General features: G+C 71.4%; 12 protein-coding genes. 1 reads left to right on the forward strand and 11 read right to left on the reverse strand.

The annotated features are described in order from the left end of the window. Nucleotides 1–6: 6 nt before the first annotated feature. Genes E6G06_13115 through E6G06_13155 form a run of 9 tightly spaced genes read right to left on the reverse strand, consistent with a single transcriptional unit; the run spans nt 7 to nt 8,385 of the window. A complete protein-coding gene (locus E6G06_13115) occupies nt 7–1,116 on the reverse strand; it encodes a VWA domain-containing protein (protein TML90218.1) in 1,110 nt (369 codons plus the stop codon). Nucleotides 1,117–1,132: 16 nt separating this feature from the next. Then, a complete protein-coding gene (locus tag E6G06_13120) occupies nt 1,133–2,017 on the reverse strand; it encodes a MoxR family ATPase (protein ID TML90144.1) in 885 nt (294 codons plus the stop codon). A gap of 58 nt (nt 2,018–2,075) precedes the next feature. Then, entirely contained in the window at nt 2,076–2,417 is a 342-nt protein-coding gene (locus tag E6G06_13125; protein ID TML90145.1) for an extradiol dioxygenase, read from the reverse strand. After that, on the reverse strand, nt 2,414–3,235 hold the full coding sequence (locus E6G06_13130) for a xanthine dehydrogenase family protein subunit M (GenBank protein ID TML90146.1): 822 nt from the start codon (nt 3,233–3,235) through the stop codon (nt 2,414–2,416). Before E6G06_13130 ends, E6G06_13125 begins: the two co-directional genes overlap by 4 nt. Next, nucleotides 3,232–3,699, reverse strand: a complete 468-nt coding sequence (locus tag E6G06_13135) for a (2Fe-2S)-binding protein (GenBank protein TML90147.1) — start codon at nt 3,697–3,699, stop codon at nt 3,232–3,234. Before E6G06_13135 ends, E6G06_13130 begins: the two co-directional genes overlap by 4 nt. Continuing rightward, on the reverse strand, nt 3,696–6,014 hold the full coding sequence (locus E6G06_13140; protein ID TML90148.1) for a xanthine dehydrogenase family protein molybdopterin-binding subunit: 2,319 nt from the start codon (nt 6,012–6,014) through the stop codon (nt 3,696–3,698). Before E6G06_13140 ends, E6G06_13135 begins: the two co-directional genes overlap by 4 nt. Then, nucleotides 6,011–6,721, reverse strand: a complete 711-nt coding sequence (locus E6G06_13145; protein TML90149.1) for a DUF72 domain-containing protein — start codon at nt 6,719–6,721, stop codon at nt 6,011–6,013. The genes E6G06_13140 and E6G06_13145 overlap by 4 nt, the downstream gene beginning before the upstream one ends. Nucleotides 6,722–6,739: 18 nt before the next feature. Next, nucleotides 6,740–7,237, reverse strand: coding sequence for a septum formation initiator family protein (locus tag E6G06_13150; protein TML90150.1), 498 nt, complete (start codon nt 7,235–7,237; stop codon nt 6,740–6,742). Continuing rightward, nucleotides 7,117–8,385 (reverse strand): phosphopyruvate hydratase, encoded by a 1,269-nt coding sequence (locus E6G06_13155; protein TML90151.1) that lies wholly within the window; start codon nt 8,383–8,385, stop codon nt 7,117–7,119. Before E6G06_13155 ends, E6G06_13150 begins: the two co-directional genes overlap by 121 nt. Before the next feature lie 107 nt (nt 8,386–8,492). Here E6G06_13155 and E6G06_13160 point away from each other — a divergent pair, with 107 nt between their 5' ends. Further along, nucleotides 8,493–9,359 (forward strand): acyl-CoA desaturase, encoded by an 867-nt coding sequence (locus E6G06_13160; protein TML90152.1) that lies wholly within the window; start codon nt 8,493–8,495, stop codon nt 9,357–9,359. Here the strand turns inward: E6G06_13160 and mazG are convergent. Together mazG and E6G06_13170 are read right to left on the reverse strand one after the other, a co-directional pair. Further along, nucleotides 9,340–10,728: a nucleoside triphosphate pyrophosphohydrolase gene (gene mazG, locus E6G06_13165; GenBank protein TML90153.1), complete on the reverse strand. Its 1,389-nt coding sequence runs from the start codon at nt 10,726–10,728 to the stop codon at nt 9,340–9,342. The genes E6G06_13160 and mazG overlap by 20 nt on opposite strands. A gap of 7 nt (nt 10,729–10,735) precedes the next feature. Further along, complete coding sequence (locus tag E6G06_13170) at nt 10,736–11,158, reverse strand: hypothetical protein (protein ID TML90154.1); 423 nt, start codon at nt 11,156–11,158, stop codon at nt 10,736–10,738. Nucleotides 11,159–11,354 lie beyond the last annotated feature (196 nt).

An 11,354-nucleotide genomic window follows, 5' to 3' on the forward strand; every position in this document is an offset into this window, starting at 1 on the left:
GGGACATCACCCCTTGCCACCCACGACCCGGACGAGGGTCTCGAGCGATGCGAGCGAGTGGCCTTCGACGAACTCGTCGACGAACGGCAGCGCCGCCGCCATTCCCTGCGCGAGCGGCGCGTACCCGGGCGCCGCCTTCAAGGGGTTGACCCACACAACGCGATGCGCGACGCGTCGCAGACGCGCCATCTGCTCGGCCAGCGCGCTCGGGTCGCCCCGGTCCCATCCGTCCGACAGCACCACGACGATTGCGCCGCGCGCCATCCCGCGCACGCCCCACGTGTCGTTGAACGCGCGCAGTCCTTCGCCCAGCCGGGTGCCCCCGGCCCAGTCGGCCACCGCGTCCGCAGTCGCCGACAGCGCCGCGTCCGGGTCGCGGGACGAGAGCGGGCGGGTCAGGCGGGTGATGCGGGTCGCGAGGGCGAACGCCTCGACGCGCGTGCGGCCGACGACGGCGGCGTGCAGGAACCGCAACAGGGCGCGGGCGTACGGCTCCATCGAACCGCTGACGTCACACAGCAGCACGACGCGACGCGGGCGCGTGGCCGGCTCGAGGAACGCGCGACGCACGGGCTCGCCACCGTGGGCCAGCGCGTGACGCACGGTACGACGGACGTCGGGGCGCCCCGCGGCACGGCCAGACGACCGGTACCGGCGTGAGCGGCGGAGAGCGCCGGCCAGCCGCATGTCGGCCATCAGCCGGCGCGCCTCGACGAACTCGGCGGGTGAGTAGGCCGCGAAGTCCTTGTGCCGCAGCACCTCGTGCGGGCTGTAGCGGACCGCGATCGTCGGCCGCGTCGTCGGGCCGGCCTCGCCCGCGTCTCCGGCTTCGCCGGCGTCGTCGAGGGAGAGGTCGATGTGCACCTCGTGCGGGGGAGGCATCGCCTCGACGCCGGTGCCGCTCCCCCAGAACGCGTCGAACGCCCGGTCGTAGACGGCGTGGTCCTCGGGCCGGCGCACGAGCGTGGCCCGGCCCGCCCAGTAGACCGACGTCCGCCGCACCACTCCCACCGCCTCCAGCGCCTCGACGAAGGCGGTCACGTTGCCGACCGTGACATCGAGCCCCGCGCCGCGTACGACGCGCGCGAACGCCACCGCGACGCGATCGACCGCCAGGTCCGCCGCGTCCGTCTCAGACACCGCGCGCCACCGCCGCCCGGACGACCTCGCCGAGGCCGTGGGCCCGCACGCGCTCCTGGTCCTCGCGGTACTTGAGGACGGTGCCCAGGGTGACGTCGACCGCGTGCTCGTCGACGTCGACACGGCCGAGCGCGGCGAGGGCCTCGGCCCAGTCGATGGTCTCGGCCACGCCCGGAGGCTTGTAGAGCTCGAGCGTGCGCAGCCGCTCCACGGCGGCCGCCACCTGCCGGGCCAGCCGCTCGACGACCTGCGGGGCGCGCAGGCGGACGATGGCCACCTCCCGCTCGAAGTCGGGGTGGTCGACCCAGTGGTAGAGGCAGCGACGCTTCAGCGCGTCGTGCACGTCGCGCGTGCGGTTCGACGTGATCACGACCACCGGCGGGACCGAGGCGCGGAACGTGCCCAGCTCGGGGATGGTGACCGCGTAGTCGGAGAGGATCTCCAACAGGAACGCCTCGAACTCGTCGTCGGCCCGATCGACCTCGTCGATGAGCAGCACCGGCGGCGGCCCGCCGGGCGGCGAGTCGATCGCCTGGAGCAGCGGGCGGCGTACGAGGAAGCGCTCGGAATAGAGCTCGTCCTCCACGACCGCTTCGTGCGACGCCTCCAGCGCCCGCACGTGGAGCAGCTGGCGCGCGTAGTCCCACTCGTAGACGGCCTGGGCGACGTCGATGCCCTCGTAGCACTGGATGCGCAGCAGGTCGCCACCCGTCCAGCGCGCCAGCACCTTGGCCACCTCGGTCTTGCCCACGCCGGCTTCACCCTCGACGAGCAGCGGACGGTGCAAGGTGAGCGCGAGGAACACCGCGGTGGCCAGTCCCTCGTCGGCCAGGTACTGGTGGGCGGCCAGCGCCTCGGCCACGTCGTCGACGGTCACGCATGCAAGGGTAGGCGCCAGGTTGCGCCAAGTTTGTCGTGCGCACCCGGCAGCGGGGTCAGATGGCGGTGGCGTGACGCGGCTCGTAGAGCATGACCTCCACGCCGCCGGGCAGCACCATGGTCACCTGGACCCCGAATCCGGCGGCTTGCGGCTCACCCCGGAACTCGATGCCCTTCTCCCGCAGATCGGCGACCGTGGCGTGGATGTCGTCGCACATCAACGTCAGCTCGTGCCGCGGGGAGTCGCCGGGATGCACGCCGACCTCGGCGGGCGGCAGCGCGAAGATGAGCCAACCGTCGTGGACGTCGACGTAGCTCCAACCCATCACGTCACGCAGCACGGCGCGTAGGGCGTCGGCCTCCGGCGTGTGCAGCACGACATGCGCACCCGTGATCATGCTCCCGCTTCCTCCAGCGCCCGGCGCACCAGCACGCGCGCGAGGTTCTCCCGGTATTCGACGCCGGCGTTGAGGTCCACGGGCGGCTCCGTGCCCTCTGCCGCGTGCTCGGCCGCGTCGGCTGCCGAGGCACCATCGCGGAGCGCCTGCTCGACCGCGGTGGCGCGCAGCGGCACCGAGGCCATGTTGACGAGTGCGACACCGGTGACCCCGTTGCGCACCGCGGCCACCCCCACGATGGCCCAGTCCTGGGCGCGTCGGTTGAACTTCTGGTACGACCAGCCCGCGCCGGCGACCTTCGGCAGGCGGACCTCGGTGAGCATCTCGTCGGGCGCCAGCGCGGTGTCGAAGAAGCCCCGGAAGAACTCGGTGGCCGGGATCTCGCGCGTTCCGCCCGAGCCTTGGACCACGAGCGTGCCTCCGAGGGCGAGCACGACCGCGGGAAGGTCGGATGCGGGGTCGCCGTGCGCGATCGAGCCGCCGAGCGTGCCCCGGTGACGCACCTGAGGGTCGCCGACGAGGCTGGCGACCCGCGCGAGGATCGGCACCTCGCGTCGCAGGGTCTCGTCGGTCTCGAGGTCGCGATGACGGGTGAGCGCGCCGACCGCGACGTGGTCACCGGCATCGCGCACGTACGACAGCTCGCGCACGCGACCGACGTCGACGAGCACCGACGGCGTGGCCAGGCGCAGCTTCATCAGCGGCAACAGCGAGTGCCCTCCGGCCAGCAGCTTGGCTTCGTCGCCGTGCTCGTGCAGCAGCGACACCGCCTCTTCGGCCGACGAAGCGCGCACGTAGTCGAACGTGGCGGGAATCACACCGCCACCCGTTGTCCGCTCGCGGCCAGCACGGCCTTGACGATGTTGTGGTAACCGGTACAGCGGCACAGGTTGCCTTCGAGCCCTTCCCGTACCTCGGCCTCGGTCGGTGAGGGGCGCTCCTGCAGCAGTGAGACCGCCGCCATCACCATTCCCGGTGTGCAGAAGCCGCACTGCAGCCCGTGGTGCTCGCGGAACGCCTCCTGCATCCGGTGCAGCCGTCCGTCGTCTGCCAGGCCCTCGATGGTTGTGATCGACGAGCCGTCCGCCTGCGCCGCGAGCATCGTGCACGACTTCACCGACTCGCCGTCGACGAGAACCGTGCACGCGCCGCACGACGAGGTGTCGCACCCCACGTTGGTGCCGGTGAGGCCAATCACCTCTCGCAGGAGATGCACGAGGAGCAGCCGCGGCTCGATCTCGTGCTCCTGGGCCGTACCGTTGACGCTCACCGAGATCTTCACGACGTCACCGTCCCTCGTATGGCTCGCCACACCCGCTCGGGTGTGGCGGGCATGTCGACGTGGCGCACCCCGAGGTGCGAGAGCGCGTCGACGACGGCGTTCTGCACCGCGGGCGTCGACCCGATCGAGCCCGACTCGCCGATGCCCTTGGCTCCGAGCGGGTTGACGGGTGTCGGCGTCTCCATCGAGACGGTCTCGAACGAGGGGAGCTCGACCGCGGAGACGAAGGCGTAGTCGGCCAGGTTGGTGGTGAGCGGGTTGCCGTCGTCGTCGTAGCGCACCTCCTCCAGCAGCGCCTGGGCCACGCCCTGGGCCAGGCCGCCGTGGATCTGACCCTCGGCCATCAGCGGGTTGAGGATGCGTCCCGCGTCGTCGACGGCCACCAGCCGCTGCAGCTCGACCCGGCCCGTCTCCATGTCGACCTCGACCACCGCCAGGTGGGCGCCGAACGGGAACGTGGGGCTGGCGGCCTCGAAGACGAGCTCGGCCCGCAGCCCGCCCCGCGTCCCGGACTCACTCTCGGACGACTCACTCTCGGACGACTCACTCTCGGAGGACTGACTCTCGGCCGCCAGCTCCGACCACGTACGGCCGATGGTGGGCGTGCCCGCCACGTGGAAGCGGCCGTTGACCTTGTCGAGCACGACATCGTCGGGGTTGGCCTCGAGCAGCGCGGCGGCCAGGTGCCGCGCCTGGTCGACGACCTGCTCCGACGCCTGCAGGACGGCGGTGCCGCCGATCTGCAGCGAGCGCGACGCCGACGTGCCGCCGCCCTGGGGCACCGCGTCGGTGTCGCCGTGCACGACCTCGATGTCGTCGATCGGGATGCCGAGCGCGTCGCTCGCGATCATGGCGAGGCTCGTGTGGTGGCCCTGACCGTGCGGCGAGATGCCCGTGCGCACGAGCGCGGTCCCGTCGGCGCGCACCTCGAGACCCCCCCACTCCTTGTCGGCGAATGGGCCCGCGGTCACCTCCACGTACACCGCGAGCCCGAGCCCGAGCTGTCGCACGTCGCCGCGCGCCCGGCGCTGCGCCTGCTCGGCCCGCAGGGCCGCGTAGTTCGCCGTCTGGAGCACCAGGTCGAGGGCGCGCTCGTAGTCGCCGCAGTCGTAGGTCGTTCCCACCGGAGTGGTGTACGGGAACGCGTCCTTCGCGATGAAGTTGCGCCGGCGGAGCTCTGCGGGATCGGCACCGATCTCGGTCGCGAACAGGTCGACCGCGCGCTCGAGGGCGGCCGCCGCCTCGGGGCGCCCGGCGCCCCGGTAGGAGACGATCGGCGTGGTGTTGGTCACGACCGAGACGGCGTCGCACTCCGCTTTCGCGACGTCGTACACGCCGGTTGTCATCAGACGCGACATGAACGGCAGGACCGCGCCGACGTCGGGGTAGGCGCCGGCGTCCTGCAGGATGGTGAGGCGGTAGGCCTCGAAGGTGCCATCGCGCCGGCCGCCGAGCTCGACCTGCTGCACCTGGGCGCGGCCGTGGCCCAGTGCGACCATGCTCTCCGACCGCGTCTCGAGCCAGCGCAGCGGCCGGGCGAGCTCCCGTGCCAGCCACGCCACCAGGAGCTCGTCGGGCGAGCCGCCGAGCTTGGCGCCGAAGCCGCCACCCACGTCGGGGACGATCACGCGCACGGTCGCCTCGTCGAGCCCGAGCCGCGAGGTGAGCGCGCCCTTCACACCGTGGGCGTTCTGGCTGCTCGACCAGAACGTGAGTCGCCCGTCGTCGCCCCATTCGGCCGCCACGGCGCGGACCTCGAGCGGGCACGGGGCGACGCGTTGGTTGACCATGCGCTGGCGCACCACCACCTCGCACCCGTCGAACAGGTCGTCGTCGTGACCGAACTCGAGGCGCATGGCGACGTTGGTGCCCGCGTCGGGGAAGAGCACGACCTCGCTCTGCTCCGCGGCTTCGGGATCGACCACCACGGGCAGCGGCTCGTAGTCGACGAACACCAGCTCGGCTGCGTCCTCACCCTGGTACCGCTCCTCGGTGACGATGGCTACGATCGCCTCACCCGCGAAACGCACGACGCCGTCGGCGAGGAACGGCCGTGTCATCGTCTGGTCGAGCATGGGGATGGTCGGCGTCATCGCGGGGAGGTCGACGTCAGCCGCGGTGAACACGCCGATGACGCCGGGCGCGGAACGCGCGTCGTCGACGTCGATCGACGCAATGCGGGCGTGGGGCATGGTCGAGCGCACGTAGGTCACGTACGCGGCCCCCGGCAGCTTCAGGTTGTCGACGTAGGTCGCGCCACCCGTGAGGAGCTTGGGATCCTCCTTGCGCTGGACACGGTTGCCAAGGATGCTCACGCGAGTCTCTCCATCAGTTGTCGGGCGTAGCCGGGCGCCTGGCCCTCGTCGTCGTGGCGAAGATAGACGTAAAGGTCACGCCCGTCCGCCTGCAGCTTGGCCAGGCGCTCTCCCCACCGGTCGAGCTCGGCCGCGCTGTAGTGCGAGCGACGCAGGCGCGCGTAGGTGAACGGGCCGACGTCGACATCCGCCGCGGGCCGTGCGTCGGTCTCCACGAGCACGATGGTGGCCTGGCGACCGGCGAGACGGTCGAGGACATCGCCCGCCTCGTCGCCGGTGAACCACGCCGGGCCCAGCTCGAAGGCGGCCGCGACCCCGACCGGCATCGCCTCGAGGAGCGCGTCGAGGCGCGTCAGGTCCGGTCGTTGGTGCGGGAGCTGGAAGAGGACGGGCCCGAGGCGTGGCCCCAGGCTGGTCACCGAGGCGAAGAAGGCGCGCATCCGCTCGTCGAGCCCGTCGAGGTCGCGCCGGTGCGTGATGCCGATGTGGGCCTTCGGCGCGAAGCGGAACGCCCCGGGCACCTGTGCGCCCCACCGCTCGAGCGTGGACGCCGAAGGCAGCCGCCGGTACGTGCTGTGGGCCTCGACCGTGGACAGCTGGGTCGCGTAGTGGCGCAGCATGCGTGCCGCAGTCGTGCCCTTCGGATAGAAGCTGCCGATCCACTCGGCGTAGGCCCAGCCGCTGGTGCCCACCCACGCGTCGCCCACGACCGGAGCGTAGTGGGATCAGAAGAGGGCGCCGGCCCGGGCCCAGACGCGCTCCCAGAGGCCTCCGCGGTTGCGCTGCTCACCCGCCCGCGTGTCGGTACGCCTCGCCCGGGCGGGCGCGGGCGCGGGACGCGGCGGCAGGATCGCGAACGCCTCCTCGCCCGGACGCACGAGGTTGTACTTCTCGCGGGCGATCCGCTCGATCTCCTGCGGCGTCCGCAGCAGCCGGACGCGTCGCTCGAGGCTCTGGTTGCGCGCGGTCACCTGGCGCAGCTGGGCCTCGACCTGGTGGCGGTCGCGGCGCTGGGCCAGCCACGAGCTGGTCGGGAACACGAACAGGAAGAGCACCCCTGCCAGCGCGACGACAGACGCGACGAGGAGCCAGCTCGAGCGCCTCACTGCGACAGACCCCGGAACGCGGCGGTCTCGCCGAGGCCCTGCTCGATGCGCAGCAGCTGGTTGTACTTGGCGGTCCGGTCCGACCGGGCGGGTGCGCCCGTCTTGATCTGGCCGCAGTTGGTGGCCACGGCCAGGTCGGCGATGGTGGCGTCCTCCGTCTCACCCGAGCGGTGCGACATAACCGCGCGGTAGGCGGACCCGTGCGCGAGGTCGACCGTCTCGAGCGTCTCGGTGAGCGTGCCGATCTGGTTGACCTTGACGAGGATGGCGTTGGCGATCTTGCGGTCGATCCCCCGCTGCAGGCGCTCCACGTTGGTGACGAAGAGGTCGTCGCCGACGAGCTGCACACGGTCGTCGAGCGCGCGCGTGAGCGTGGCCCAGCCGTCCCAGTCCTCCTCGGCCATGCCGTCCTCGATCGACACGATCGGGTAGCGGTCGCACAGGTCGACCCAGAACCCGGCGAACTCGTCCGACGTCAGCTGACGGCCCTCGCCGGCGAGGTCGTAGCGGCCGTCACGAAAGATCTCGCTCGCCGCGGGGTCGAGGGCGATGGCGATCTGCTCACCGGGCGTGTAGCCGGCCCGCTCGACGGCCTCGACGAGCAGCCGCACCGCGTCCTCGTTCGACGCGAGGTCGGGTGCGAACCCGCCTTCGTCGCCCACCGCAGTCGACAGGCCTCGTTCGATCAGCACCTGCTTCAGCACGTGGTACGTCTCGACACCCCAGCGCAGGGCCTCCGAATACGACGCCGCGCCGACCGGCATGATCATGAACTCCTGCAGGTCGACGTTGTTGTCCGCGTGCACGCCACCGTTGACGACGTTCATCATCGGCACCGGCAACACGTGCGCGTTGGTGCCGCCGACGTAGCGGTAGAGGGGCAGCTCGAGCTCGTCGGCCCCCGCGCGCGCGACGGCGAGCGACGTGCCCAGGATGGCGTTGGCGCCCAGGCGACGCTTGTCGTCGGTTCCGTCGAGCGACAGCAGCTCGCCGTCGACGAGGCGTTGGTCGAGGCCCTCGAGCCCGGTGACCGCGTCGCGGATCTCGCCGTTCACGTTCTCGACGGCGCGCAGCACCCCTTTGCCGCCGAAGCGCCGGTCGTCGCCGTCGCGCAGCTCGACCGCCTCGAACTGCCCGGTCGACGCGCCGGAGGGCACGATCGCCCGGCCGTGGGCGCCGGTGCCCAGGAACACCTCGACCTCGACCGTCGGGTTCCCCCTCGAGTCGAGGACCTCGCGGCCCAGCACGTGCTCGATCGAGCTCATGGCGGGGAGACCGCCCGCGGGCCGTTGCTGGTGTGGTTGATGTGACAGAAGTTAGCTGTTCGGAGGCGCGTTGCCGCGCCTACCTACCGGTCGGTAGGCTGGAGCCAATGGCCCCCACATCCGTCCTCGACCGTCCCGTTCGCCGGAGCGCGCCCAAGCCGCCCGACGAGCGCATCAACCGCACCTCGTCGATCCCGTTCCTGGCCCTCCACCTCGTGCCCCTGCTCGCGATCTTCACGGGCGTCTCGCGCACCGACCTGATCGTCTGCGCCGCGCTCTACCTCGGCCGGATGTTCTTCATCACCGCCGGGTACCACCGCTACTTCGCGCACCGGAGCTACAAGATGGCGCGCGTGCCGCAGTTCCTCATGGCGCTCGGCGGCACCACCGCCGCCCAGAAGGGCCCGCTCTGGTGGGCCGCCCACCACCGCGACCACCACCGCTATGCCGACACCGACCGCGACATCCACTCGCCGTCGAAGGGATTCTGGTGGAGCCACGTCGGGTGGTTCCTCTCCGACCGCTTCAAGGCGACCAACGTGGACGGCATCCGCGACTTCGCGCGCTATCCCGAGCTGCGCTGGCTCGACCGCCACGACTGGGTCGGCGCGTGGGCGCTCGGGGCCGTCACCTTCCTCCTCTTCGGATGGAGCGGCCTCGTCGTCGGGTTCTTCGTGTCCACCATCCTCCTGTGGCACGGCACGTTCCTCGTGAACTCCGTGGCCCACGTCTTCGGGCGACGCCGTTACGAAACCGACGACACGAGCCGCAACTCGCTGCTCGTCGCGCTCGCCACGGGTGGCGAGGGGTGGCACAACAACCACCACCACTACCCCGCGTCGGCGCGTCAGGGCTTCTTCTGGTGGGAGATCGACCCGACCTGGTACGGGCTGAGGATCCTGTCGTGGGTGGGCCTCGTGCGCGGCCTGCGCACCCCGCCCGAGCGCGTGCTCGTCAGCGACCGCGCGTCGTAGCCTTCGCGTCGTCCCACAGCGCGTCGAGCCCGGCCAGGTCGAGCGCGGCGAGCTCGACCCCACGGTCGCCGGCCATTGCTTCCATGACACGGAAGCGGTCGCGGAACTTGGCGGTTGCCCCCCGCAGCGCCGCCTCCGGGTCGACCTTCAGGTGGCGCGCCAGGTTGACCGCCGCGAAGAGCAGGTCGCCGAGCTCCTCGTCACCCGGGTCGGCCTCGACCTCGCGCAGCTCCTCGGCCACCTTCGGGTAGACGCCCTCAGCCGAATCCCAGTCGAAGCCAACCGACGCCGCCTTGCGTTGCACCTTGTGGGCGTAGAGCAACGACGGAAGATCGCCGGGGATGCCGTCCATGAGGCTCTGCCGGCCCTTCTCGACCTGCTTGATCTGCTCCCAGTTCCGCATGACCGCGTCAGGCGTGTCGGCCTCGACCGCCCCGAAGACGTGGGGATGGCGGTGCACGAGCTTGTCGTGGATGCCGCGTGCCACGTCCGCGAGAGTGAACTCACCCGCTTCCGCCGCGAGCGTCGCGTGGAAGACGACCTGGAAGAGCAGGTCGCCCAGCTCCTCCTCCAGCTGGGGCATCGAGGCGGGAAGCCCCTCGATGGCCTCGAGCACCTCGTAGGTCTCCTCCAGGAGGTGGCGCGTGAGCGACTGGTGGGTCTGCTCGCGGTCCCACGGGCAGCGCTCGCGCAGCGTGCGCACGAGCTCGGCGACCGGAACCTCGAGCTCGGGCAGCCACAACGACGTGAGGTGATCAGGCTCGACCGCACGGTCGAGCTCGGTCCAGGCAACCGTGCGCACCGACTCGTCGGGCAACCCGAGATGATGCAGCACGGTCACCTCGGGCCCCGGTGGGTCGTCGACCGCGAGCTTGATGTCGGATAACACGGCGCGCGTGTCGCACTGCGCTATCAACAACGGGCCCCGGTCTCCCGCGGCTTCGACCGCGAAGCGACGACCGTCGACGACACGCGCACCGCTCGCGACCGGGTCGACCCCCAACCGGGCCCACGCGAGGTCGAGGAACGACAGCCCGGGCACGATCTCGACGGCGACGCGTGGGTCGTCGCGCAGCAGCTCGACGGTGCGCTCGGCGACGAGCGGCGACCCGGGCACGGCGTAGAGCACCTCACCGTGGCTCGTCGCCCCGTCGACGACCGCGTCCACGATGCGGGCGTAGACCTCGTCGAAGGAATCCGACGAGTCGTACACCGTATCGAACGCGGTTGCACCGGGGACAACGGACGCCGCCGGATGGCGCACGGTGCGGACGAACCGGTGAGGGACCCGGTCGATGGCGGCGGCCGCTGCCGCGGTCAGCAGCTCGACGCCCGCGGGCCCGAGCCCCACCACGACGACCCGCGGCATGCCCGAGCTACGGCTGTGGGCTGGCGGTGGTGGTCGTCTTCGCCGTCGACTTCGGGGGGACGACGCCGAAGTCGCTGGGGTTCTTCGAGAACGTGCCGTACCGCGGGTTGACGTTGATCTTCGCCTTCTTGACCGCGCCCTCGAGCCACGTGTTGAGCTTGCCCTGGCTCGCCTGCTGCACCTGCTGCTGCACCTGCTGCTGCACCTGGGCCTGGACCTGCTCGTAGGTGGGGGGCCGGGCGGTCACCTTGATGATGTGGAAGCCGAACTGGGTCTGCACCGGCGCGCTCACCTGACCGACGGCCTGCGCCTTGACCGCGGCCGCGAACTCGGGCACGTAGCCGGCCGGGTCGCTGCACCCGAGGTCGCCGCCCTTCGCCGCGCTGCCGCCGCCGGGTCCCTGGTTGTCGATCGATTGCGTGCGCGCCAAGGTCGCGAAGTCCTCACCTCTGCCGATGCGGGCGGCCAGGTCGTCGGCCGTGGCCTTGTCCTTGACGAGGATGTGGCTGACACACGCGTACGTGTCGTACGTCGCCTTGTTCTCCTCGTAGAAGGTACGCGGATCGGGCGCCTTGACCGGATTGACCTTGGCGAGGGCCTGGGTGAGCGTGTCGAGCTCGGCGGTG

The organism is Actinomycetota bacterium, from assembly GCA_005888325.1.
GTDB lineage: Bacteria > Actinomycetota > Acidimicrobiia > Acidimicrobiales > AC-14 > AC-14.

Coding starts and splice junctions, on each gene's coding strand:
- E6G06_13125 (TML90145.1), bottom strand. CDS start 2,417: ATGATCACGGGTGCGCATGTCGTGCTGCACACGCCGGAGGCCGACGCC.
- E6G06_13155 (TML90151.1), bottom strand. CDS start 8,385: ATGAGCTCGATCGAGCACGTGCTGGGCCGCGAGGTCCTCGACTCGAGG.
- E6G06_13160 (TML90152.1), top strand. CDS start 8,493: ATGGCCCCCACATCCGTCCTCGACCGTCCCGTTCGCCGGAGCGCGCCC.
- mazG (TML90153.1), bottom strand. CDS start 10,728: ATGCCGCGGGTCGTCGTGGTGGGGCTCGGGCCCGCGGGCGTCGAGCTG.